Source organism: Kitasatospora sp. UYEF31 (assembly GCF_057291755.1).
Map to the genome: position 1 here is coordinate 118,199 of NZ_JBXAWK010000010.1, position 23,697 is coordinate 141,895.

At 69.7% G+C, this 23,697-nt stretch carries 18 protein-coding genes and 1 pseudogene; 17 read left to right on the forward strand and 2 right to left on the reverse strand.

Annotated elements, in window-relative coordinates; all coding sequences use genetic code 11:
- Positions 1 to 7 precede the first annotated feature (7 nt).
- The 8 genes and pseudogenes from AC0Z36_RS07635 (at position 8) to AC0Z36_RS07670 (ending at position 10,026) form a co-directional block, all read left to right on the forward strand.
- Positions 8 to 953 (forward strand): annotated as a pseudogene (locus AC0Z36_RS07635) (VOC family protein).
- 118 nt (positions 954 to 1,071) lie between these two features.
- Complete coding sequence (locus AC0Z36_RS07640) at positions 1,072 to 2,277, forward strand: acyl-CoA dehydrogenase family protein (protein ID WP_485461944.1); 1,206 nt, start codon at positions 1,072 to 1,074, stop codon at positions 2,275 to 2,277.
- A 109-nt stretch (positions 2,278 to 2,386) separates the two neighbouring features.
- Entirely contained in the window at positions 2,387 to 3,343 is a 957-nt protein-coding gene (locus AC0Z36_RS07645; RefSeq protein WP_485461945.1) for an amidohydrolase family protein, read from the forward strand.
- Positions 3,344 to 3,477: 134 nt separating this feature from the next.
- Entirely contained in the window at positions 3,478 to 4,413 is a 936-nt protein-coding gene (locus AC0Z36_RS07650) for an alpha/beta fold hydrolase (protein ID WP_485461946.1), read from the forward strand.
- 315 nt (positions 4,414 to 4,728) lie between these two features.
- Positions 4,729 to 5,745 carry an aldo/keto reductase gene (locus AC0Z36_RS07655; protein ID WP_485461947.1) on the forward strand — a complete coding sequence of 339 codons (1,017 nt, stop codon included), beginning with the start codon at positions 4,729 to 4,731 and terminating at the stop codon, positions 5,743 to 5,745.
- Positions 5,746 to 5,926: 181 nt separating this feature from the next.
- A complete protein-coding gene (locus tag AC0Z36_RS07660) occupies positions 5,927 to 7,024 on the forward strand; it encodes a DUF4192 domain-containing protein (RefSeq protein WP_485461948.1) in 1,098 nt (365 codons plus the stop codon).
- Positions 7,025 to 7,160: 136 nt separating this feature from the next.
- Positions 7,161 to 9,218, forward strand: coding sequence for a glycogen debranching N-terminal domain-containing protein (locus AC0Z36_RS07665; protein ID WP_485461949.1), 2,058 nt, complete (start codon positions 7,161 to 7,163; stop codon positions 9,216 to 9,218).
- Positions 9,219 to 9,288: 70 nt separating this feature from the next.
- Positions 9,289 to 10,026, forward strand: a complete 738-nt coding sequence (locus AC0Z36_RS07670; RefSeq protein ID WP_485461950.1) for an NUDIX hydrolase — start codon at positions 9,289 to 9,291, stop codon at positions 10,024 to 10,026.
- A 25-nt stretch (positions 10,027 to 10,051) separates the two neighbouring features.
- Here AC0Z36_RS07670 and AC0Z36_RS07675 read toward each other — a convergent pair whose 3' ends face one another.
- Positions 10,052 to 10,378, reverse strand: a complete 327-nt coding sequence (locus tag AC0Z36_RS07675; RefSeq protein ID WP_485461951.1) for a hemerythrin domain-containing protein — start codon at positions 10,376 to 10,378, stop codon at positions 10,052 to 10,054.
- A gap of 232 nt (positions 10,379 to 10,610) precedes the next feature.
- Between AC0Z36_RS07675 and AC0Z36_RS07680 the strand changes: the two genes are divergently transcribed.
- The 5 genes from AC0Z36_RS07680 to AC0Z36_RS07700 all read left to right on the forward strand — a co-directional run bounded on the left by AC0Z36_RS07680 (position 10,611) and on the right by AC0Z36_RS07700 (position 16,595).
- Entirely contained in the window at positions 10,611 to 11,657 is a 1,047-nt protein-coding gene (locus AC0Z36_RS07680) for an ATP-binding cassette domain-containing protein (RefSeq protein ID WP_485461952.1), read from the forward strand.
- Positions 11,654 to 12,418, forward strand: a complete 765-nt coding sequence (locus tag AC0Z36_RS07685) for a hypothetical protein (protein WP_485461953.1) — start codon at positions 11,654 to 11,656, stop codon at positions 12,416 to 12,418. The genes AC0Z36_RS07680 and AC0Z36_RS07685 overlap by 4 nt, the downstream gene beginning before the upstream one ends.
- A gap of 202 nt (positions 12,419 to 12,620) precedes the next feature.
- Positions 12,621 to 13,475, forward strand: a complete 855-nt coding sequence (locus AC0Z36_RS07690) for a FadR/GntR family transcriptional regulator (RefSeq protein WP_485461954.1) — start codon at positions 12,621 to 12,623, stop codon at positions 13,473 to 13,475.
- A gap of 422 nt (positions 13,476 to 13,897) precedes the next feature.
- Positions 13,898 to 15,469, forward strand: coding sequence for an RNA polymerase sigma factor (locus AC0Z36_RS07695; protein WP_485461955.1), 1,572 nt, complete (start codon positions 13,898 to 13,900; stop codon positions 15,467 to 15,469).
- A 259-nt stretch (positions 15,470 to 15,728) separates the two neighbouring features.
- Positions 15,729 to 16,595, forward strand: a complete 867-nt coding sequence (locus tag AC0Z36_RS07700) for a S1 family peptidase (protein ID WP_485461956.1) — start codon at positions 15,729 to 15,731, stop codon at positions 16,593 to 16,595.
- Between the two features lie 277 nt (positions 16,596 to 16,872).
- Here AC0Z36_RS07700 and AC0Z36_RS07705 read toward each other — a convergent pair whose 3' ends face one another.
- A complete protein-coding gene (locus AC0Z36_RS07705) occupies positions 16,873 to 17,100 on the reverse strand; it encodes a DUF7455 domain-containing protein (protein ID WP_485461957.1) in 228 nt (75 codons plus the stop codon).
- A gap of 507 nt (positions 17,101 to 17,607) precedes the next feature.
- On the opposite strand from AC0Z36_RS07705, the gene AC0Z36_RS07710 reads away from it, so the two are divergent.
- The 4 genes from AC0Z36_RS07710 (at position 17,608) to AC0Z36_RS07725 (ending at position 23,519) form a co-directional block, all read left to right on the forward strand.
- Positions 17,608 to 20,634: an ATP-binding protein gene (locus AC0Z36_RS07710; protein ID WP_485461958.1), complete on the forward strand. Its 3,027-nt coding sequence runs from the start codon at positions 17,608 to 17,610 to the stop codon at positions 20,632 to 20,634.
- 238 nt (positions 20,635 to 20,872) lie between these two features.
- Entirely contained in the window at positions 20,873 to 21,343 is a 471-nt protein-coding gene (locus tag AC0Z36_RS07715) for a DUF485 domain-containing protein (protein WP_485461959.1), read from the forward strand.
- Positions 21,340 to 22,953 (forward strand): solute symporter family protein, encoded by a 1,614-nt coding sequence (locus AC0Z36_RS07720; protein ID WP_485461960.1) that lies wholly within the window; start codon positions 21,340 to 21,342, stop codon positions 22,951 to 22,953. Before AC0Z36_RS07715 ends, AC0Z36_RS07720 begins: the two co-directional genes overlap by 4 nt.
- Positions 22,954 to 23,048: 95 nt before the next feature.
- Complete coding sequence (locus AC0Z36_RS07725) at positions 23,049 to 23,519, forward strand: HD domain-containing protein (RefSeq protein WP_485461961.1); 471 nt, start codon at positions 23,049 to 23,051, stop codon at positions 23,517 to 23,519.
- Positions 23,520 to 23,697 lie beyond the last annotated feature (178 nt).

The window sequence follows — 23,697 nt, forward strand, 5'->3', positions numbered from 1 at the left end:
AGCGGACATGCCCTTGCACCGACTGAACCAGATCACCATGGCGGTGCCTGACGTAGGCGCGACCGGCGCGTACTACGCGGACTTCGGCCTTGGCCCGACGGGAACCGACCATGGAACCGACGGGCCGGCGCAGACGTTCACCACGGCCGACGGCGGTGAGCAGCTCCGGCTGGTCCACGGCGACCGTCGCAGGCTCCTTGAGTTGCGGGTCGGTGCGGACGACCCCGACGACATCGACCGCGTCGCGTCGGCGCTGGCGGGTCTGGAGATCCCCGCCGTCCGCCTGCCGAACGGTATCCGCGCCTACGACCCGGGCACCGAGACGACCGTGGTCGTCGAAGTGGCCGAGCGGATCACACAGACGGATACGCCGGTGCCCCCCCTACAACGCGCCGGGGAGCGCTGTCCGACCGGACACCCGCGCGCCGGGCATCCTGCGCACGGCGCCTGTCAGGCCGCGCAAGCTCGGGCACGTGGTCCTCGGCTCCACTGACCAGGCCGGTTCCCAGCGCTTCTTCACCGAAGGCCTCGGGTTCAGGACCAGCGACACGGTGCCCGGTCTGGCGGCCTTCATGCGCTGCTCGACCGATCACCACAACGTCCTGGTCCAGCAGGCACCGATCGCGTTCCTGCACCACACCGCCTGGGAGCTGGACGACGTCGACGATGTCGGACGCGGCGCGACGGCGATGCTCGAAGGGCACCCGGAACGGCACATCTGGGGACTCGGCCGCCACCACATCGGCTCCAACTTCTTCTGGTACCTGCGCGACCCCGCAGGCAACTTCTCCGAGTACTACTCCGACCTCGACTGCATCGTCGACGACGCACTGTGGACCCCCGCCACGCAGGAGGGCATGCGCGGCCTCTACAACTGGGGGCCGCCGCCACCGCCGTCGTTCCTCGCGCCCGAGGACCTGGCCGGGTTCATGACCGGAAGTCACAGCGGCTGATGACGGACGGACCCGCCCGCGCCGTTGCTCCCGACGCGCGAGCGGCCCCGTACTCCCGTCACAGTCCGGACCGTCGCCTGCGCCTGCTGACCCCCAACCGTCTGGAGAGAGCACGGCCATGACCATCAGCCACGCACCTGTTTCCCCCGTCGTCCCTTCGACAGACGAACTCCTCGCCCGCATACGGGACCTCCAGCCGCTCTTGGCCGCCAACAGCGCGCAGGGAGAGCAGGACCGCCGTGTCGTCGAACAGAGCATCGTCGCGCTCACCGACGCCGGTGTCTTCAAGCTCGCCCAGCCGCGGCGGTACGGCGGATACCAGACCTCGGTACGCACCATGCTCGAAGCCTCCGCAGCCGTCGCGGAAGCCGACGGTGGCACCGCCTGGGTCGTGACGCTCTGCAACGTCTGCGCCTGGCTCACCGGCCTGCTCTCCGAGCAGGCCCAGGACGACGTGTGGGCGGCGAACCCCGACGCCAGGGTTTCCGGTGTACTCACGCCCAGCGCCGAAACAGTCAAGGTCGACGGTGGGCTGCGGGTCACCGGGCGCTGGCACTACAACTCGGGTTCCTGGCATGCCGACTGGGCCGTCATGGGAATCCCCATCGTCAACGAAGCAGGGGAGACAGTCGACCAGGGCGTCGCTCTGATCTCCCGCGAGGACCTCGGTTTCGAGGAGAACTGGTTCGTCGCCGGCATGCGCTCCTCCGGTTCGAACTGCCTCATCGCCGACGACGTGTTCGTGCCCGACCACCGCATCATGTCGGTGCCGCCCGCGCTCGAAGGCCGGTACGCGACCGAACACACCGAGGAGGAGCTGTACCGCTCCGCACTCGCGCCTGTGCTCGCGCTTGTCCTGGTCGGACCGCAACTCGGCATGGGCCGTAAGGCGCTGGAACTGGTGAAGGACAAGGCCGCCAAGAAGGCGATCGCCTACACCCTTTACACGGCGCAGTCCGACTCGGTGGCCTTCCAGACGCAGATCGCTGAGGCCGCCATGATGATCGACACCGCGCACCTGCACGTCTTCCGCGCGGCCGACGACATCGACCGGGCCGCGGAACGGGGCACCTATCCCGACGTCCTGGCGCGCACCCGGGTGCGCGCCGACGCCGCTTGGGCGCTTGAGCACATCACCAAGGCGATCGACCTGTTGCTTTACGCGCACGGTGCCGGCAGCTTCGCCGACGCCAACCCGCTACAGCGCATCTGGCGTGACTCGGCCGTGGCCGCGCGGCACGCTGTGACCCTTCCGGCCGTCAACTACGAGGTGTACGGCAAAGCCCTGCTGAACCGCGACGACCAGATCACCCCGCTGATCTGAACCGCGGATCGCGCACACCGCCGGAGACGCTGGCCGCTCCTCCCCAGGCGTCGGCCTCCTGGTAGACCCACTGAGCGCCATCAGGCCGCACCATGAACGGGAGCACGACATGCGCGATCGCGCACAGCAACTCATCGACGTGCACGCGCACTTCGTCACCGAGCAGTACATGGAGTCGGCCAAAGCCGCGGGGCACCAGATGCCCGACGGCATGCCCGGCTGGCCGTCCTGGGACGCTGCCGCCCACGTGGAACTGATGGACGAGTGGGGAGTGGGCACGTCCATGCTCTCGATCTCCTCACCCGGTACGCACTTCGGTGACGACAAGGCCGCACGGGCGCTGGCGCGGGAAGTCAACGAATTCGGTGCCGCGACCGCGCGGGCCCACCCCGGCCGGTTCGGCCACTTCGCGTCCCTGCCGCTGCCCGACGTGCAGGGTTCGCTGTCCGAGGCACGACACGCCCTCGAAGTGCTGGGCAGCGACGGTGTCGCGATCGAGACCAACGCGCATGGCCGTTACCTCGGCGATCCAGGCTTCGATCCGCTGTGGCAGGAACTCGACGAGCGCGGCACGGTGGTGTTCGTCCACCACACTTCCCCGACCTGCCACGAAGCCGTGAGCCTCGGTCGCCCGCGCCCCGCCCTTGAGTTCATCTTCGACTCCACGCGGGCGGCCGCCGACCTGGTCCTGTCCGGACTCGCCGCCCGCCGCCCGAACATCCAATGGATCTTCACGCACGGTGGCGGGGCGTTGCCGCTGCTGGCGGACCGGCTGGAACTGTTCCGTACTGTGTTCGGCGGCGACTCCGCCGGAGTGACTGTCCAGCAACAGATGCGGCAGTTGTGGTTCGACATGGCGGGCACGCCGTTCCCCAACCAGATCCCGGCTCTGGTCTCTGCGTTCGGCAGCGAACGGCTCCTGTACGGCAGTGACTACTGCTGGACACCGGCCAACGGTGCCGCAGCGCAAGTCGCCGCACTGGATGCCGCCAGGCAGCCCGACGGCGAGACCTGGCGCGAGCTGACCACCCGCAACGCCGGACAACTCTTCCCCCGCCTCAGTTGACCGGGGAGGGACAAGGGCGTGGCCGTCAGCGCCCGGCATTCCAGCTGACGCAGTCAGTACGGCCGTTCCGGTAACCGTACTTTGGCATTTCGACTAGTCACGAGCACGAAACAGTGTTCAGGGAGGAACAATTCATGTCTGTTACACGGGAGGAACTCGCGCTGCTCGCGGGGAAAATCACAGCCCGCGCTGCGTTGCCGGTGGCGGAGGCGGTGGCGGAGGCGGGCAAGCCTCTCCTCGTCTACGTACACGGTGGCGGCGCCAATGCCGCGAGTTTTGACATCCCGGGCCACTCACAGCTGGAACGGGCAGCGCTCAACGGGTTCCCCGCTTTCGCACTCGACCGTCCCGGTTCCGGCGGCAGCGAATCACTCGGATTCCCGCCCGGCTCCGACTCCGGACTGATGCGGGCCAACGCGGAGCGGTTGTATGAAGCCATCGGCGAATTGTGGGACCGACACCGGGGAACCGCTCCTGGTGTCGTTGTCGTCGGCTGCTCCATCGGCGGAGCGATCAGCCTCTACCTGGCCTCCCTGTGGGGCGAGTCGGAAGAGCCGGCCTGGCCACTGCTGGGCGTGGCGGTCGCCGACATCGGCCAGGTCCCGCCTCCGGCGATGATCGGGGCCTGGGACTTCGAATCCACCGAGGAGTACGCGAACCTCGGGGAAATCGCGGGCAGGATCGAGATGCAGCCCCTGTGGACTATCCCGGAGTACGTACGCGAAGCGGGCAGCAGGCGCGAGTCCTTCCAGCCCGCGGTCCGGGCCGAGCTCAAGGAAGTCGTCGGCGGCTGGCTCCGGGAGTGGGACAAGGTCGCCGCTTCCGTACGTGTGCCGGTGCACTACCGCCTCGGTGCGCTGGACATCCTCTGGGTCGCCCGTGCGGACTACGTCGCCGAGTTCGCGGCGGCGCTGCGCACGAGTTCCCCGTACGTTGACGCCGGGCTCTTCCCCGGCTCCTCGCACGTGGTCGCCAACAGCATCGCCGGAAACGAGTACAGCTTCCAGGTCCTCGGGTTCGCCGAACGCTGCGCGGCTGCGGCCCGTACGCCTGAACTGCTCGTGGGCTGAACGCGGACGTAACGGTCGAGGCGGGGCCGGGGTGCTGGCGGGCCACCGCCATCCCGCCACCCCACTACCCTGCCATCCCACCACCTCGGCATCCCACCACCTCGGCATCCCGGCGGCGGAGCAGCGCGGTGGCGGTGGAGTACACCGCGGACCTGCCCTACTACGTCAGCGGCCCTTGGTATCCGGTCCGGCCGGCAGGTGCTGATTCGCGGACGACGTGCCGCGGGGTCTTGGCGTGCGCGGAATGCTCCGCGAAGGTGAGGGGGAGTACGTATGGACAGACGTATTCCGGATCACGACCGGGGAGGAACCGACGTGCGGTATCTCGAGGTGGACGGCCTGACGAGGGTGAGCAGGATCGGACTGGGGACGTGGCAGTTCGGGTCCGGGGAGTGGGGGTACGGCGACGCGTACGCGGCGGTGACCGCCCGCGCTCTGGTGGGGCGGGCCCTGGAACTGGGCGTGACGCTGTTCGACACGGCTGAGATCTACGCCAGGGGCCGCAGCGAGCGGATCCTGGGCGACGCGCTCGGCACGGACGCGGACCGGGTGGTGGTGGCGACCAAGTTCACCCCCGTGCTGCCGGTTCCTGCCGATGTCCGGCGCCGCGCGCTGGCCAGCCGCAAACGGTTGGGGCTCGACCGGATCCCGCTCTACCAGGCGCACTTCCCCAACCCGCTGTTCTCCATGGAGACCATGATGCGTGGCCTGGGCCGGCTCCAGGACGAGAAGATCGTGGACGAGGTCGGCGTCTCCAACTACGACCTGGCCCGCTGGCGGCGCGCTGAGCACGCGCTCGGCCGCCGGGTGCTGTCCGACCAGGTCGAGTTCTCACTGGCCAGGTCACAGCCGCTGGACGACCTGATCCCGTGGGCGCACGCCAACGAGCGGTTGGTCATCGCCTACAGCCCACTGGCGCAGGGCCTGCTCGGGGCCCGGTACGACCAGTTCAACCCGCCGCCCGGGTTCCGCGGCCGGCGTGCTGCGTTCCTCCCGGAGAATCTGCGCCGGGCGCAGCCGCTGCTCGAACTGTTGCGCGAGGTGGCGGTCCTGCACGGGGCGACACCGGCGCAGGTCGCGCTGGCCTGGACCCTGCACCGGGGTCCGGTGGTGGCGATCCCCGGGGCGTCGAGCGTTGAGCAGCTCGAACAGAACGTCGAAGCGGCGCAGATCGAACTGACTGAGGACCAGTACACGGCGCTGACCGAACAGTCGCGGGCCTACCAGCCGCTCGACGGGAAGGCGGCCGTACGGGAAAGGCTCCGCCGTCGGCACGGCCGGGACGACGACCTGGCAGCGGTGCGCGGCATCGAAGGCGAGCGGCGTGGCTGACGCGGGTGGGGTGATCGGCCGGGGTGAGCTGCGCGGCTGACTCGGCCGGGTTGACCGGCTGGAGCGGCGCAATCCCTCGTACGGTGGAAAAAGTTATCAACAGCCCCGGGTTGTCCACAGGTCCGGCGAATCCGCGGTTTTCCCGGCCTCCCGGCCGGTCGGGCCCGGGATCGTCTTCCCCATGAACGACACCACGCTCGCCCCGCTGTCCGTCCGAACCGTCCTCAAGGTGGCCGGCGCCGCCGATCTGGTCGAAGCGGTGCCCTACCTGCTCGGCGCGGAACCGACAGACAGCCTCGTGCTGCTCGGTCTGTGCCCCAAGCGCCGACCGAACCGCGCGGCCGGGGACAGTCACACCTCCGTCGGCCCGGTGCTGCGCCACGACCTGCCCGCCCCGCGCCACTTCAAAGCGGCCGCCGACCACTTCATCAGCGTCATGGCGAAGGTGGGCGCGGAGTCGGTGTGCCTGCTCCTGCACGCCGACACCCGAAGGGCCGGGGGAGCGGCGGACTACTACGAGCCGCTGTACGAACACATCTCCCGGGCCTGCCGGACCTGGAGGCTGACACTGCGGGAGGCCGTTGTGGTCGCCGACGGGCGCTGGCGTTCCTACGGGTGCGCGGAACCGGCCTGCTGTCCGCCGGAAGGGACTCCGGTACGGGACCGCAAAACGCCCCGGACCTCACCCGTCGCCGCCGCCGCGGCCTGGGCCGGACTGCCCGAACCGGCCACCCTCGCCGAGCTCCGGGCCCGGTTCAGGGCGCCGGAGTACCTCGCCAGGGACGCCTTCGAGCAGGCCTACGACCGCTGTGCCAGGGAGCTGTTCCCCCGGGCCGAGGTGACCACGGCGGTCCCCGGCATCCGGCACGAGGGCATCGCCCTGCTGCACGCCGCGCGCCTGCGGTTCCGCGACGGCGACCGGGCGCTGACGCCGGACCAGGCGGTCCGCCTGGTGGTCGCGCTCGGCGACGTCGAGATCCGCGACCGGGTGATGTCCTGGGCCGACGAGGCGGAGGCCGCACCGCAACTCGCCCTGTGGACGGAGCTCGCCCGCAGTTCCTGGGGCCCGGCCCAGGCCCCGCCGCTCACCCTCGCCGCCTACTGCGCCTGGCTCGCCGACGACCAGGCCACCGCCCGGACGGCGGTCAACCTCGCCCTTGAGGCCGACCCCGACTACACGATGGCGCAGCTCCTGCACACGGCGGTCAACTCACCCATGGAAGCCCGCGAGGTACGGCGTGGACTGTTCTCCGGCGGCGGGCGGCAGGCGGCGGCCTGATCCCGTCGGCGGCCCACGCGTCATGAAATACGGCAATCTGCCTACTCCCGGACCGTGACCCCGCACGGGCTTCCGCCGTTGGTCGGTGCAGAGGCGTTCTGTCCTCATCCCGTCCCCCTAGTCGAGGAGACCGGCCATGACGGCGGGCACGCTCAACACCGGTCGCCCGGCGCAGCCCCCGGACAGGGGCCCGCAGTCACCCACCGCACCGCACCCCGTCGCACACGAGGCGCTCATCGCCGTCGACGCTCCGGGAATGGCCGTCTGCGACCGGAGCGGCCAACTGCGCGGCCACGGCGTCCAGGGCCTTTACCGCGACGGGCGCAGACTGCTCTCCCGTGCCGTCCTTACCGTCGGCGGCATCGAACCCGAACCCCTGGGCGCCCAGACCGTCGACGCGGGCGCGGTGCGCTTCACCGCAATGCACCGCTTCGTCGGCGACCCGTCACCCGACCCCGCCCTGGTGATCGAACGCACCCGGCACGCCGACGGTCGCGAGCAGTTCGCGGTGCGCAACTGCGGCCCCCGGCCGGTCCGCATCCAGGTCGAACTCCTCCTCGGCAGCGACCTGGCCGCGTTGGGTGGCCTGCGCGCCGGAAAACACTTCCCCGAACTGCCCGCCAGCGTGGCCCCCGGCGGCCTGTGCTGGCGGGCACCCGACGGGTACACCGCGCAGGCCACCGCCCACCCGGCGGCCGCGACCGCACTGGCCCACGCCGGAGTGCTGCGCTGGGACCTCGACCTGGCCCCCGCGGGGGGCTGGGCCGCCGAGATCAGAACCACCCCCGGCAGCCCGGACCACCCCGCGGGACCTGCGGCCCGGCCCGCCGCCAGGCCCGGCCAGCCGGCCGCGGACCAGCCCTGGACCGCACCCGGGATCAGCAGCGACGACGTACGGATCGCAGCCTGGCTCCGGCAGAGCCTGCTCGACCTGCGCGGCCTGCTGCTCACCGTCCCCGACGGCCCCGCGCCCGGGGAACCCGGTGCCGACCGCACCGTCACCCGGCGGCTGTTCTGCGGCGGAGCCCCCTGGCAGCTGCTTCCCACCGGGCGCGACGCCCTGTGGGCCGCCCGGCTGCTGCTCCCCCTGGGCACCGGACCGGCCGCCGACGCCCTGTACTTCCTCGCCGCCCGCCAGGGGGCCGGTCCCGACCCGCGCACCGGGGAGGCCCCGGGGCGCATCCCGCACAACCTGGGCGCCGGAGCCCGGCAGCCCCGCTACGACTGCGACGGCGTCACAGCCCTGTTCATCACCCTGCTCGCCGAAGCCCGCCGCTGGGGCCTGCCGGAACCGGACACGGCCAGGCTGCTGCCCCACCTCGGGCGTGCGCTGCACCACCTGTCGGGCCGCCTGCGACCGGACGGCTTCGTCACCCTCGGCGGTGGCCCCGCCGGACCGGCCCCCTGCGAACTCCAGGGACAGGTATACGAAGCCGCGGTCGCCGGTGCGGAGCTCCTGGACGCGTACAACCTGCCCGGCGCCGACAGCTGGCGCGGGCGCGCCGCCGGGCTCGCGGACCGGTTCCGCGACACCTACCTCGTCGACGACGCCGCCGGGCCGTTCTACGCGGCGGCCCTCGACCCCACCGGGCGACCGGTCGCGGTCCCCACCTCCGCCATGGGGCACCTGCCCGGCACGGGCATCCTCGACGCGGCCGGCTGCGCCCACGTCGCCACCCGGCTCCTGGCCCCCGACCTGCACACCGGCTACGGGCTGCGCGGCACCAGCTCCCGCACGCCCTCCTACCAGCCCCTCGCACTGCGCGGCGGAGTCGTCCGTACGCACGACACCTGCGCCGCGGCGGCCGGCCTCGCCGCCACCGGGCACTCCGACGCGGCCCAGGAACTGTTCGCCGGGCTCCTGGAGGCCGCGCCGCTGTTCGGCTACCGTCTGCCCGAAGCGCACTCGGGGGAACGGCGGACCCCCGGCATCGCGCCGCTCGCGCACCCGCTCGCCTGCCGCCCCTCCGCCCGCACCACGGCATCCCTGCTGCCGGTGCTGATCGCCCTGGCGGGCATCCGCCCCGACGTTCCGGAAGGCCGGATCACCGTACGGCCACCGGGCCCGCTGGACGTGGGCGAGCTCCAGCTGCGCGACCTGACGGTGGCCGGTGAGCCCTTCACCGTCCGCATCAACCGGGCCGGCCAGCCGGTGGTCGAGGAGGCCGCGGACCGTCTGAGGCTGGCGGTGTGACCGCCTGGACCAGGCGTCGGTTTCCGCCTCGCCGGTGTTTATCGTCAGGCAGACGACTATGATCGCCGACATGTCGCCCGCCGAGACCCCCGAACCCCCCTACGTTTCGCAGTTCCCGCCGTTCGGGGTCACCGTGGACCTCGTGGTGCTCACGGTGCGCGACAACGCCCTCAGCGCCCTCACCATCCGGCGCGGCGAACCGCCCTACCAGGGCCAGTGGGCGCTGCCCGGCGGCTTCGTCCGCCCCGACGAAGACCTTGAATCGGCGGCCGACCGCGAGCTGGAGGAGGAGACCGGGCTGCACGACCTGCCCGTCCACCTCGAACAGCTCGCCACCTTCGGCGACGTCGGCCGCGACCCGCGTATGCGCGTCGTCTCGGTCGCCTACCTCGTCCTGGCCCCCGACCTGCCCGCACCCCGTCCCGGCGGCGACGCGGCCGGGGCCCGCTGGACGACTGTGGACGACCTGCTCGGGGCGGGGGCCAAAGAAGGCTCAAAGCTCGCCTTCGACCACGCGCGCATCATCGCCGACGGTGTCGAGCGCGCCCGCGCGAAGATCGAGTACTCCTCGCTCGCCGCGGCGTTCTGCCCCGAGGAGTTCACCGTCGGCGAGCTGCGCCGCGTCTACGAGGCGGTGTGGGGCGTCGCCCTGGACCCGCGCAACTTCCACCGCAAGGTCACCGGCACCCCCGACTTCCTGGTCCCCACGGGCGGCACGACGACCCGTCAGGGCGGGCGTCCGGCCCAGCTGTTCCGGCGCGGCGCGGCCGAGAAGCTGAACCCCCCGATGCTGCGCCCTGAGGCCTGAGGCCTGAGGCCTGTAGGCCTAAGGTCTAATCCTGGCCGCCCAGGTCCAGGGACATGCTGTCGTAGGCCAGCTGCGTCCCCCGGCTGCGGTGGCGGCCCAGGCTGGTCAGCAGATCGCGCAGCCGTAGCTCGGCGGCGCCGTCGGCAAGTCCGGCGGCGAACTCCTCCAGGGCCGCCGACAGGCGCCCGTGCTCACGGTGCAGACGGACCACCGCGCCGGACAGTCGTGGATCGCTGCGCCGGATCTCGTCGTACAGCCCGTCAGGTCCTTCGGTGGCCGTGATGTGGTCGCGCAGTTCCGTGCGCAGCCGGTGCAGGGCGGCGTCGAGCGTGGGGAATCCGCTGTCGGACATGGCGGGCCTCCGGAATCACAAGGGGAGGGGCGGTTCCCCGATGGTCCTCCGCGTCTGCCCTTGGTGTCCATAGTCGACATCATCTGTGTGCCAATGACCTTGTTGAGTCTGTTGCGCGACATACGGCTTTAATGCCGGAAAAACCACTATTGCCCACTTATGTTGCAGGAGTTAGTCCCAGGGGACGTTGAAGAACCAGGGCGGGCGAAGCCCGAAACGGCGAGGAGCGTGAATGATCCAGGCATGTGCACTCGCGAAGCGGTACGGCGCGGCCCTCGCCGTCGACCGGCTGACCTTCACCGCACGGCCGGGCCGGGTCACCGCCCTGCTCGGTCCCAACGGCGCGGGGAAGACCACCGCGCTGCGACTGATGCTCCAGCTCGAACGCGGCAGGGGTGAAACCCTGTTCGAGGGACGGACCTACCGCGCGCTGAACCGGCCGATGAGCCAGGTCGGCGTCCACCTCGGGCCCGCCGCCCCGCATCCGGCCCGCCGTGCCCGCGCCCACCTGGCCATGCTCGCCGCCGCCGGCGGTGTCCGCCGCGGCCGGGTCGACGAGGTCGTCGACCTGGTCGGCCTCACCCCCGTCGCGCGGGCGCGCTGCGGAACCCTCTCCCAGGGCGCGCTGGCCCGTCTCGGCCTGGCCGCCGCGCTGCTCGGCGACCCGCACACGCTGATCCTCGACGAACCGGCCGCGGGGCTCGACCCGCCGGGCATCCGCTGGCTGCACGACTTCCTGCGGGCCTTCGCCGCGCAGGGCCGCACCGTCCTGACGGCCGGTCACATCCTCACCCAGACGGCGGCCTGCGCGGACCACGTCATCCTGCTCAGCCGGGGCCGCGCGGTCGTGGACGAACCGGTCGCCGACTTCCTCCGCCGCGCGGCCCACCGCGACGTCCAGGTGCGCACGCCCCAGGTCGAACGCCTGGCCGGAATCCTGCGCGCCGAAGGGGCCCAGGTCGCCCGGGCGACCGGGAGCACCATGACCGTGTACGGAATGGACCGGGCGCGGGTGGGCGAGGCCGCCTACCGCAACGGCGTACTGCTGCACGAGCTGACGGAGGGTGAGACCCGCGTCAGCGACGCCTTCTCCACGGTGGTCGCCGACCTGCGCGCCGCCCGGGGGCGGCCCCGGGGCGCGACCACCGCCCTGACGCCGGTGCCGCTGCCCAAGGCGCCCGTCGAGGGGAGCGCGGAGTACGAGGAGACCGAAGGGGCCGAGGAAGCCGACGAGCAGCCGGTGCCCGCAGAGCTGACATCGGACAGGAGCCAGACGTGAGCGCGGTCGGATACGAATGGGCGCGGCTGCGCGGCGTACGCACCACCTGGTGGGGCGCAGCCGCAGTCCTGGTCCTCGGTGCCGCCGCGGCCTTCACCTCCGCCCGCACCATGGGCACGGTCCCGGCCGACGCCGCGCGGGCCGCAGCGCTGCTCACGGCCAGGACCGACCTCGCCGCCGTGCCGCTGACGGCGCCGCTGACCGCCGTACTCGCAGCCCTGTCCGCCGGTGGAGACCTGCGGCGTGGGTCCGTCCCGCAGGTGCTGCTGATCTTGCCCCGGCGGACCGGACTCTTCGCCGCCAAGGCGCTGACCTGCGCGTTGCTCGCAGCCTTCGTCGCGCTCCTCAGCCTGGCGGCCAACGCGGTAGTCGCCCAGGCGGTGCTCGGCCCGGGACTGCGTGGCCTGGACTGGGACACCGGCCCGGCGCTGCGGGTGCTCGCCGCGTACCCGGTCTACCTGTCGGCGGTCGCGCTGCTCGGCTTCGCCGTCGGGATGCTGACCCGGGGCGCCGTCTTCGCGGCCGTCACGCTGGGAGCTCTCCCGTACGTCGTCGAACCCGTCCTGGCCACGATCGGACGTCTGGTCCTGCCGGCGGACCACCGGAACCTGGTTTCGTATCTGCCGTTCAGCGCCGCCGACCGGATGTTCGCCCTGTCGGGCCCCGGACTCGCGCCCCTCGTCGGAGCGGCGGTCCTGGGCTGCTGGGCGCTGTCCGCACTGTTGTTCGCACTGACCGCTTTCGCTCGTCGACGCGCTTGAAAACGACCAGGTCGGACCACCAGGAGTAGCTGAATCGCGCAAAGGAGCGATTGGCAAGAGAACACCCTGATCTATCACCCTTTCGTGTTTTTTTCAGCTGGGAGTAGTGGTTCTGCTCAAGTTCAGGGCGGGCTGAGTCGAGATTGGTTGCGTGAGTATCGCTCCCCATCAGACAGTGAAGTCGGTTAACGCCGTCCATTCGATGCCCGAACCGGCCCCGCCGGGCGAGGTGTTCCGCCGCACCGTAGCGGACCTGCCACCGTCGCCCGGTGACGTGCTGCCCCGGCACAGTCACTCCTGGCAGCCGATGGACCCCCACGGGATCCCGGTCGGCCGGAAGTCCGGTGCCGGCCGCGGCCGCGGCCTGCACGGGCAACTCGTCCAGCAGCTCGGGCAGATGATCGTCGCCGGAGAGATCGGCGCGGACCGTCCGCTGGTGCCCGAGGAGATCGGGCAGCGGTTCGAGGTGTCCCGTACGGTCGTCCGTGAATCGTTGCGCGTCCTGGAAGCCAAGGGCCTGGTCAGCGCCAGGCCCAATGTCGGCACCCGGGTCCGCCCGGTCGCCGACTGGAACCTGCTCGACCCCGACGTCATCGACTGGCGGGCCTGCGGGCCGCAGCGTGACGCCCAGCGCCGCGAGTTGTTCGAACTGCGCTGGGGTATCGAGCCGTTGGCGGCCCACATGGCCGCCTGCCGCAACCAGCCCGAGGTGATCGCCCGGCTCGCCGAGGTGGTCGACGTCATGCACCGGGCCCTGGCCCAGCCCGACCCGATGACGTTCAGCCGCGCGGACGCCGAGTTCCACCACCTGCTCCTCCAGGTGGCGGGCAACCGCATGCTCGAACACCTGGCGCAGATCCTGTCCACCGCGCTCCAGCTCTCCGGCGCGCCCGTCACCGGGTGCGAGCACCTTTCGGAGGCTTCGGTGGCGCTGCACGCCCGTCTGGTGGACGCCGTGGAGGCCGGGGACGGCGAAAGCGCCGAGTCCGCGATGCGCCAGCTGCTGGCCGTCCACCCCGAGGTCGACCGTCTGTTCCCAGCGCCCCGCGAGGGCTGAGAGCGCCCGACAGGGCGGGAGTTGAAGCACGGGCGGGGTGCCGGAACGGCACCCCGCCCGGCGTTTTGTGCGACAACTGGCACCGTCTTCGTACGGTGGAACGGTCTTGTCGGCCCCTTTATCGCATCCTGGCCGCTCTGACGATTAGTGTGATGTTGGCCACTTCGGAGAATCCGTAACACTTGGGCTCCGCCTCCGATGAGTACGAAGTGGTAGCCGTCACCGGAACAGTCGTGGCGGACCGAGCGTGGCCTTCCCCCGGGCATCGTCCAACGGGTAGTAAGGCAGCGCCTGTTCCGTAGGCCGCTCCGTGGCCGTGCCGCCACCCCCACTTGTGCTGCAGGTGTCGTCCGCCCAGGCGGTGACCGTTTCCCCAGGGCAACAGGTCGTACGCCGCCCGTAGTTCTGTCGAGAGGTTGTTTGTGTCGGCCAGCGCGTCCCGTCAGCTCCCGCCCGAAATCGCCGAGTTCGCCGCAGTCGGGGCGTTGATCGAGAAGGGTGCGGCTCAGGGATCCATCGCCAGTGACGCCGTCCGTCAGGCGTTCGAGGCCGACCAGATCCCGTCCACCCAGTGGAAGAACGTTCTGCGCAGCCTCAACCAGGTCCTTGACCAGGAGGGTGTGAGCATCATGGTCAGCGCCGCGGACTCCGCGGCGCCCAAACGCACCCGGAAGAGCGCCGTCAAGCGCGTCCCGGCCCAGTCGGTCGGCAGTCGGCCGACCAGCACCCGGTCCACCGCAGACCGCTCCTGGGCGCCGGACACCGACGCGGTCGCCGGGGGCGGGGCCGGGGAGCCGGGCACGGAGCAGCCCGCAGCCGGGGCCGCGGTGCAGCAGGTGACCGCGGGGAAGGCCGCTCCGGCGAAGAAGGCCGCAGCCAGGAAGGCTGCCGTCAAGAAGACCACGGCGAAGAAGAGGTCCAAGGCCGACGACCTGGACGCCGGGGAACTGCCCGAGGAGGCGGACGGCGAGGCGGCCGACCCGAAGGCCGACGCCGTCGAACCGGAGGACGAGACCAAAAAGGGTTTTGTCATCTCCAACGACGACGATGACGACGCACCCGCCCAGCAGGTCTCCGTCGCCGGCGCCACCGCCGACCCGGTCAAGGACTACCTGAAGCAGATCGGCAGGGTCCCGCTGCTCAACGCGGAGAAGGAGGTCGAACTCGCCAAGCGGATCGAAGCCGGCCTGTTCGCCGAGGACCGGCTGAACGCCGGCGAGAAGCAGCCGCCGAAGCTCAGAGTCGAGATGGAGGTCATCGCCGAGGACGGCCACCGGGCCAAGAACCACCTCCTTGAGGCGAACCTCCGCCTGGTGGTGTCGCTGGCCAAGCGCTACACCGGCCGCGGCATGCTGTTCCTGGACCTCATCCAGGAAGGCAACCTCGGCCTGATCCGCGCGGTGGAGAAGTTCGACTACACCAAGGGTTACAAGTTCTCGACGTACGCCACGTGGTGGATCCGGCAGGCGATCACCCGGGCCATGGCCGACCAGGCGCGCACCATCCGCATCCCGGTCCACATGGTCGAGGTCATCAACAAGCTCGCCCGTGTGCAGCGCCAGATGCTCCAGGACCTGGGCCGCGAGCCCACTCCGGAGGAACTGGCCAAGGAACTGGACATGACGCCCGAGAAGGTCGTCGAAGTCCAGAAGTACGGCCGGGAGCCGATCTCCCTCCACACGCCGCTGGGTGAGGACGGCGACAGCGAGTTCGGTGACCTCATCGAGGACTCCGAGGCGGTGGTCCCGGCTGACGCGGTGTCCTTCACGCTGTTGCAGGAGCAACTGCACTCGGTGCTCGACACACTGAGCGAGCGGGAGGCCGGCGTGGTCTCCATGCGCTTCGGGCTGACCGACGGCCAGCCCAAGACGCTGGACGAGATCGGCAAGGTCTACGGGGTGACGCGCGAGCGCATCCGCCAGATCGAGTCGAAGACGATGTCGAAGCTGCGTCACCCGTCGCGTTCGCAGGTGCTGCGTGACTACCTCGACTGAGGCGGCCACTCGGACCAATCACTGAAGTACGGCGCACCAGTGCGTCAGGGGAAGGGGCCCGCGGGCAAAAACCGCCTGCGGGCCCCTTTCTCTCCTCTTTTGGCTGCTTCTGTCCGCACGTTCAGGGTGTCCACCCGTACGGCATTCTCGGTTTTCTATGCCTTTTAAGAGATAAGCGACCTATGTCCGGTTGCCGATACCAGCTCTTGATCGTTACCTGGAGTGCACACCCGTCTACGTCCGGTCAGGGAGGCTCATGATGAAGCCAGGCAGAACCCCATGGCACATCGGCCGGACGGTGGTGTCGGTCTGTACCGGCCTGCTCGTTCTCGTCGCCGTCACCGGGGCACCCGCCGCCGCCCGTCCGGCCCCGCCCATGCCCAGCGCCCCGGCGTCGCCCTCGGTGATCGGCGGAGACCCGTCCGGCACCGCCGACTACCCGTGGATAGTCGCGGTCTCCAGCCGCAACGCGTTCGGCGGCGCCAGGTCCGGGCAGTTCTGCGGAGGTTCGCTCATCGCTCCGGACAAGGTCCTCACCGCCGCGCACTGTCTGTACGAGGAGAACGGGGTCCGGGCCAGACGGTCCGACCTGGCGGTCATTCAGGGACGTACCGACCTGCGGACGTCGGAAGGCCGCGAGGTGAAGGTCACCGCGGTCACGGTCAGTGCTGACTTCGACTACCGGATCGTGGACCGCGACTGGGCGGTGCTGACGCTCGCCGAGAAGCTGCCGGTCGAGGTGCCGCCGCTGGTCACCCAGGCCGAAGCCGCGTACCCGGTGGGCGCGCAGGCGGTGGTGCTGGGCTGGGGGGACACCACCGGCGGCGGGGCGTACTCACCCGTGCTGCGCAAGGTTTCGGTGCCGCTGCTGGCCGACAGGGCGTGCCGCCAGGCGTTCCCCGGCGGGTCCTACGGGACGTTCGTCGCCGAGGACATGGTCTGCGCGGGCCCGTGGGAGGGCGGTAAGGATGCGTGCGGAGCGGACAGTGGTGGACCGCTGCTCATCCAGGGACGCCTCGTGGGCCTGGTCTCCTGGGGGGACGGCTGCGCGCTCGCGCACAAGCCGGGGGTGTACACGCGCCTGGCCGCGTTCGCGGACAAGATCCGCCGCGCGGCGGGACTGTGAAGACCACTGGTGTGAATGATCTCACCGGGCCCACGGGCAGGGCGTGCGCTGTGTCCGGCCTGGTGGTGGCCGTCTCCGTCTCAGACCGCCGCCCCCACAACTGACGTTGTGCGGCGGTCTGAGGCCCACCGTCGCGGCGGGGCTTGGGTTCAGGTCGGGATCCGTAGATCTGTGTGAGACCGCTGTGGCGGCCACTGGTCCAGTGGCCGCCACAGACGTCGTACACACACGTACGGACTTCGTCGGGTCGAGGTGGATCAGGTCTCGGGCTGTGCGATCAGTCGTCCGTTCCGGCAGGAACCGGCGGGGCGGTCAGCCGATCGGTCTCATCCTGTATCTCAGTCGCGACCTTGCGAAGCTCGGGCTCGAACTTGCGTGCGTGGTGGGCGCAGAACAGCAGCTCGCCGCCGCTGGACAGGACCACCCGCAGGTAGGCCTGGGCACCGCACCGATCACAGCGGTCGGCGGCCGTCAACGGACTGGCGGGAGTCAGAACCGAATTCACGTCGCCTCTTCTCATTTCGACTCGACGAGGCTTTATGCCTTGCATCCATCTCAACAGCGGGTGGGCCTCGAACGTTCCCGGGGTGATCGTGTCACGTCCGGCACGGGTTCGGCACACTCCTTTGGAACTTGACCATCACACCGGGCGAGGTACCGACCGGTGCTATCTCTCTGCCCAGAGTTGACCCCGTACTCCCCTCTAAGAGGCAAGACGTGTCCGGACTCACTGCGGTTCGCCGGGTCACTCGAACGAGTAATCGAAAGAAGGTTCGATACAAGGTTACCCTGGGGCGCGCCGCCGGGTGCCGGAACGCCGGAGAGGTCCGGGCACCGTACGCGAGGCGTCACCGAGCTGTCGGCCCCCGCCGGTAACCTGTCCAGCGGCGCGGCGGGGGTGACCCGGTCAGCGTCCACTCAACAGAGCCCCGCCGACGGTACTGTCGGCGCCGCCGCCGGATCCGCGAGGGTCCGCCGGCCCATCACTGGTCCTAACGAGGAGTCGCACAGCGTGACCGCCCAGACGACCGCGTCCTCCACGCTGCTGGCCGCAGACGGTGACCGCAACGACTACACCGCGCGGCACCTGCTCGTCCTCGAGGGGCTTGAGGCAGTCCGCAAACGCCCGGGAATGTACATCGGATCCACGGACAGCCGTGGCTTGATGCACTGCCTGTGGGAGGTCATCGACAACTCCGTCGATGAAGCTCTCGCAGGTCAGGGTGCCCGTATTGAGATTCTCCTGCATGCCGACGCCTCTGTCGAAGTGCGCGACGAGGGCCGTGGCATCCCGGTCGACGTCGAGCCCAAGACCGGTCTGTCCGGCGTTGAAGTCGTGATGACCAAGCTGCACGCCGGCGGCAAGTTCGGCGGCGGTTCGTACGCCGCGTCCGGCGGCCTGCACGGCGTCGGGGCCTCCGTGGTCAACGCTCTGTCAGCACGGCTCGACGTCGAAGTCGACCGCAACGGACACACCCACGCGGTCAGTTTCCGGCGCGGGACACCCGGCGTCTTCGCCGGCGAAGGACCCACCGCGGCGTTCACCGCGCAGGGTGGTCTGCGCAAGACCAAGAAGGTCCCGAAGGGCCGTACGGGCACCCGGGTCCGCTATTGGGCGGACGGTCAGACCTTCCTCAAAGAGGCCCGGCTCGACCTCGAACTCCTGCACAACCGGGCCCGCCAGACGGCCTTCCTGGTGCCCGGCCTGACCCTTGTTGTTCGCGATGAGCGTAACGCTGACGGTGTCGATGAAAAACGTATCGATGAGCAGGTGTTCCGTTATGACGGGGGCATCAGTGAGTTCTGTGAATACCTCGCCAAGGACCGCGCGCTCTGCGACGTGCTGAGGATCACCGGCGAAGGTGCCTTCAAGGAGACCGTGCCGGTCCTCGACGAGCACGGGCACATGGTCGCCACGGAGGTCCAGCGGCAACTCGGGGTGGACGTCGCACTGCGCTGGGGCACCGGCTACGACACCACGGTCCGCTCCTTCGTCAACATCATCGCCACGCCCAAGGGCGGCACGCACGTGGCCGGTTTCGAACGGGCCATGACCAAGACGGTCAACGAGGCGCTGCGGACGGCCAAGCTCCTGCGCGTCTCCGAGGACGACGTCATCAAGGACGACGTCCTCGAAGGACTGACCGCGGTGGTGACAGTGCGCCTGGCCGAGCCGCAGTTCGAAGGGCAGACCAAGGAGATCCTGGGCACCTCGGCCGCCGCGCGGATCGTGCAGAACGTGGTCGCCAAGGCGATCAAGGAGTTCCTGACCACGTCCTCGCGCAACGAGAAGCAGCAGGCGCGGTCGACGATGGAGAAGATCGTCGCCGCCGCCCGTACGCGTATCGCGGCCCGTCAGCACAAGGAGGCCCAGCGGCGCAAGACCGCCCTGGAGACCTCGGCGCTGCCGGCCAAGCTCGCCGACTGCCGCAGCGACGACGTGGAACGCAGCGAGCTCTTCATCGTTGAGGGTGACTCTGCGATGGGGTGCTTTACCGGGGATACCCGCGTAGCGCTTGTCGAAGGCCGCAGTATGACCTTCGAAGAGTTGGCTGCGGACTGGCTGCGGGGTGTCACCCACTACGGATACGCCACGGACGAGCGTGGCGACGTATGTGTGGTTCCGCTGGACGAGCCCCGTATGACCAAGCGTGCGGCCGGGCTGGTTGAGGTTGAACTCGATGACGACAGTACGGTGCGTTGCACCCCAGACCACTTGTTCCGGCTGCGGGACGGCGCCTATCGGCGGGCCGACGCGCTCCAGGCCGGCGATTCGTTGATGCCGCTGCGTCGTCGTTTCACTGACAAGGGGGAGCAGCCGGGCCAGGGCTGTGAGATGGCGTGGGCCAACGGCCGCATGCGTTGGGAACACACGCACCACCTCAGCGATGCTTGGAACCTTCGTACGGGACAGGCGCCGCGTGCTGACGGTCCTGTGCGTCACCACGTCGACTTCAACAAGCGAAATAACGATCCACGGAACCTCCGCGCGAAGCTGTCGCACGCACAGCGGCCCGGCTTCTCCGAGGCGTCCGAGGCTGGACGTCGTGCTTGGCGGACTCGCACCAGCACGGAGGAGAAGTCCCGGATCATCAAGCAGGGTAAACGGGCTGATGCCCTCAAGCGACTGGCCGGAATTCTCCAGACAGCGCCGTATGACGCCGGGGCCGCGTACGACTCCCTCCGGCGGGAGGAATCGCCGACGTCGGCCGCCTACCCGACGATGCTGACGTGGTTCGACAGCGACGTGGAAAGACTTCACGAGGCTGCTCTCAATGTGAATCACGAAGTGGTTGCGGTGCGGGTCCTCGAAGAAACGGCCGATGTCTACGACCTCACCGTCGAGGTGCACCACAACTTCGCATTGGAAGTCGGGGTCTTCGTCCACAACAGCGCCAAGGCGGCACGTAGTTCCGAGTTCCAGGCGCTGTTGCCGATCCGTGGCAAGATCCTCAACGTACAGAAGGCGTCCGTCGCCGACATGCTCAAGAACGCCGAGTGCGCTGCGATCATCCAGGTCATAGGAGCCGGTTCGGGCCGGACGTTCGACATCGACCAGGCCCGGTACGGGAAGATCATTTTTATGGCCGACGCAGACGTTGACGGATCGCACATCCGCATTCTGCTGCTGACGCTCTTCCAGCGGTACATGCGGCCGATGATCGAGGCGGGCCGGGTATTCGCCGCAGTGCCACCGCTGCACCGCGTTGAGCTGTCACACCCGAAAAAGGGCCAGGAGAAGTACGTCTACACGTACAGCGACTCCGAACTGAAGCGCACACTGCTCGAATTCGAGCGCAAGGGCGTGAGGTACAAGGACAGCATCCAGCGCTACAAGGGCCTGGGCGAGATGGATGCCGACCAGCTGGCCGAGACCACCATGGACGCCCGGCGCCGTACCCTGCGCCGGATCAACCTGGGTGACCTTGATGCCGCCGAGCGGGTGTTCAACTTGCTGATGGGCAGTGATGTGGCGCCGCGCAAGGAGTTCATCACCAACTCCGCTTCGCTGCTCGACCGGTCGCGCATCGACGCCTGACGACCACACTCACACAAGGCCCGGGACCCGGCGGTCCCGGGCCTTCCGTGTGCCCGGATGTACATCTCCGCGGCCCTGCGGTTTTCCCGTACGCGCGTACGACCTGTCCCGCGCAACGGTTACGGATATTCATTCGATCTGGTGAATCGCCGCCTCCGCAGGGCCATATGCCCGGTTTGTTGCAGATGCTGATAGTCGGCCAGCGCCCTGGTGGCGGCAGACGAGGAAGAGGTCCACGGTGACGGTCACAAGCAGTCCATTCCCGGAAGGGCGGTCCCGGCACCGGCGGGCTGCCCAGGCGCAGGGCCGGGACGCGGAGGCGGCACGGGCCAGGACGCACAAGCGCACCGAGGTCTGGGCACAGGAGGAGGCCGACGCCGCCCGCCTCGCGGCGGAACGCAGCGAGGTCTACCTGCGGGTCCAGGCCAGCCCCGAGTTCCAGGAGATTCGCCGCCGCTACCGCGACTTCGTCTTCCCGATGTCCGGCCTGTTCCTGTCGTGGTACCTCGCCTACGTCCTGGCCTCCACCCTGGCCCGGGACTTCATGGCCCACCGGATCATCGGCGAGTTCAACGTGGCACTGGTGTTCGGGCTCGGCCAGTTCCTGTCCACCTTCGTCATCACCTGGTTGTACGCACGCAATGCCCAGCGCAAGCGGGACCGGGCCGCACTGCATCTGCGCTGGGACACCCAGGAGATGTTCAAGTGATCTACCTCAGCAGTGTCAGCGGCACCGACCACCGGCTGATCACGGGCATACTCTTCGTGACCTTCGTGGCGATCACCCTCGGCATCACGGTCTGGGCCAGCCGGCAGAGCAGCACCGCCGCCGACTACTACGCCGGCGGGCGCGAGTTCTCACCCCTGCAAAACGGCCTGGCGATCTCCGGCGACTACATGTCGGCCGCCTCGTTCCTCGGCATCGCCGGGCTGATCTCCCTGGCCGGCTACGACGGGTTCCTCTACTCCATCGGCTTCCTGGTCGCCTGGCTGGTCGTGCTGATGCTGGTCGCCGAGCTCGTCCGCAACTGCGGCCGCTACACGATGGCCGACGTGCTGGCCTTCCGGATGCGCCAGGCACCGGTGCGCACCGCCGCCGGGGCTTCCACCATCACCGTCTCGGTGTTCTACCTGGTAGCCCAGATGGTCGGCGCGGGATCCCTGGTCGGCCTGCTGATCGGCGACAGCTCGGGCCCGGCCCGCACCTTGACGATCCTCGCCGTCGGCGCCCTGATGATCGTGTACGTGTCCTTCGGCGGCATGAAGGGCACCACCTGGATCCAGATCGTCAAGGCGGGCCTGCTGATGGCCGGCGCGGTGCTGCTCACCGTGCTGGTGCTGGTCAAGTTCCACGGGAACCTCAACGAGATCCTGCACACCGCGAGCGTGAAGAGCGGCCACGGCGGCGCGTTCCTCGAACCCGGGCTGAAGTACGGCGTCACGGTCACCAGCCGCATCGACTTCATCTCGCTGGCCCTGGCCCTGGTGCTCGGCACGGCGGGGCTCCCGCACATCCTCGTGCGGTTCTACACGGTGCCCACCGCACGGGCCGCCCGGCGTTCGGTGATGTGGGCGATCGGGCTCATCGGCGCGTTCTACCTGATGACCATCGTGCTCGGCTTCGGCGCGGCCGCGGTGCTCGGGTCAAAGGCGATCAAGGAGTCCAACAATGCGGGCAACACCGCGTTGCCGCTCCTGGCCCAGGAACTCGGCGGCGGCGCGGACTCACTGAGCGGGGTCGTGCTGCTCGCGGTGATCGCCGCGGTGGCGTTCGCGACGATCCTGGCAGTGGTCGCCGGGCTGACCCTGGCCTCCTCGGCGTCCTTCGCGCACGACTGGTACGCCGCGGTGATCCACAAGGGCCGGGCCAGCGAGAAGGAGGAGATGACGGCGGCGCGTCTGTCGGCCATCGTCATCGGTGCGATCGCGATCGCGCTGAGCCTCTCCGCGCAGAAACTCAACGTGGCCTTCCTGGTCGCACTCGCCTTCGCGGTGGCGGCCTCGGCCAACCTGCCGACGATCCTCTTCACCCTGTTCTGGCGGCGGTTCAACACCTGCGGCACGGTGTGCGCGATCTACGGTGGACTGATCTCCTCGCTGGTCCTCGTGGTCTTCTCACCGGTGGTGTCCGGCGCTCCCACCTCGCTCATCACCACCGTGGACTTCCACTGGTTCCCGCTGGAGAACCCCGGCATCGTCTCGATCCCCATCGGGTTCCTGAGCGGCTGGATCGGCACCATGTGCTCGCCCCGCGACAACAACGACGGAAAATACGCCGAGATGGAAGTGCGGGCCTTGACCGGCGCGGGGGCCTACTGACCGGTACGGGAGTCGGTGAAAGCCGGTTCCTGTGATCGGCGTTACCGTTGGTGGCGGAAGGAACAGTACCGACGGCACGGGAGCAGGTAGAGCACATGGAGACGCGGCCGACGACGGGCTTCACCGTGGACGCCGCCGTGGAGCTCGCCCACCGCGCCCACGACGGCCAGCTGGACAAGGGCGGCAAGCCCTACATCACCCATCCGGTGCGGGTGATGCTGCAGGCCGACGTGGTCGCTGCCGGAGCGTACGCACAGATGGCGGCGGTCCTCCACGACGTCATCGAGGACACCCCCGTCAGCGCCGACCACCTGCGTGCCGCGGGGGTCCCCGAGCGGGTGGTCGAAGCGGTGATCGCGCTGTCCAAACTGCCCGGCGAACCCCTCGAAGCGAGCATGTACCGCGCGGCCGCCGACCCCATCGCGGTCATCGTCAAGCGTGCCGACATCGCCGACAACCGCTCCGAGGCCCGCCTGGGACAGCTCGACCCGGCGACCCAGGACCGCCTGCGGACGAAGTACGCCAGGTCGGTCGAACTGCTTGAGGGATACGCGGCCGCGGGGTGACCCCACACAACCGGCACTGACCACAGCAGTGGTCGAGCAAGGCGGGGGGGCCGCCCCCCCCGGGGGGGGGGCCCCCCCCCCCCGGCCCCCCCCCCCGGGGGGCCCCCCCCCGAAGCGTTTTTGGGGGGGAGGGCCCAAAACCCCCCACCCCCCCCCCCCCCAAAGACCACCCAAAGGT

Bases quoted from the DNA above. Each gene is read 5' to 3' on its own strand.
- AC0Z36_RS07640 (WP_485461944.1), top strand. From the start codon at position 1,072: ATGACCATCAGCCACGCACCTGTTTCCCCCGTCGTCCCTTCGACAGAC.
- AC0Z36_RS07645 (WP_485461945.1), top strand. From the start codon at position 2,387: ATGCGCGATCGCGCACAGCAACTCATCGACGTGCACGCGCACTTCGTC.
- AC0Z36_RS07650 (WP_485461946.1), top strand. From the start codon at position 3,478: ATGTCTGTTACACGGGAGGAACTCGCGCTGCTCGCGGGGAAAATCACA.
- AC0Z36_RS07660 (WP_485461948.1), top strand. From the start codon at position 5,927: ATGAACGACACCACGCTCGCCCCGCTGTCCGTCCGAACCGTCCTCAAG.
- AC0Z36_RS07665 (WP_485461949.1), top strand. From the start codon at position 7,161: ATGACGGCGGGCACGCTCAACACCGGTCGCCCGGCGCAGCCCCCGGAC.
- AC0Z36_RS07670 (WP_485461950.1), top strand. From the start codon at position 9,289: ATGTCGCCCGCCGAGACCCCCGAACCCCCCTACGTTTCGCAGTTCCCG.
- AC0Z36_RS07675 (WP_485461951.1), bottom strand. From the start codon at position 10,378: ATGTCCGACAGCGGATTCCCCACGCTCGACGCCGCCCTGCACCGGCTG.
- AC0Z36_RS07680 (WP_485461952.1), top strand. From the start codon at position 10,611: ATGATCCAGGCATGTGCACTCGCGAAGCGGTACGGCGCGGCCCTCGCC.
- AC0Z36_RS07690 (WP_485461954.1), top strand. From the start codon at position 12,621: ATGCCCGAACCGGCCCCGCCGGGCGAGGTGTTCCGCCGCACCGTAGCG.
- AC0Z36_RS07700 (WP_485461956.1), top strand. From the start codon at position 15,729: ATGAAGCCAGGCAGAACCCCATGGCACATCGGCCGGACGGTGGTGTCG.
- AC0Z36_RS07725 (WP_485461961.1), top strand. From the start codon at position 23,049: ATGGAGACGCGGCCGACGACGGGCTTCACCGTGGACGCCGCCGTGGAG.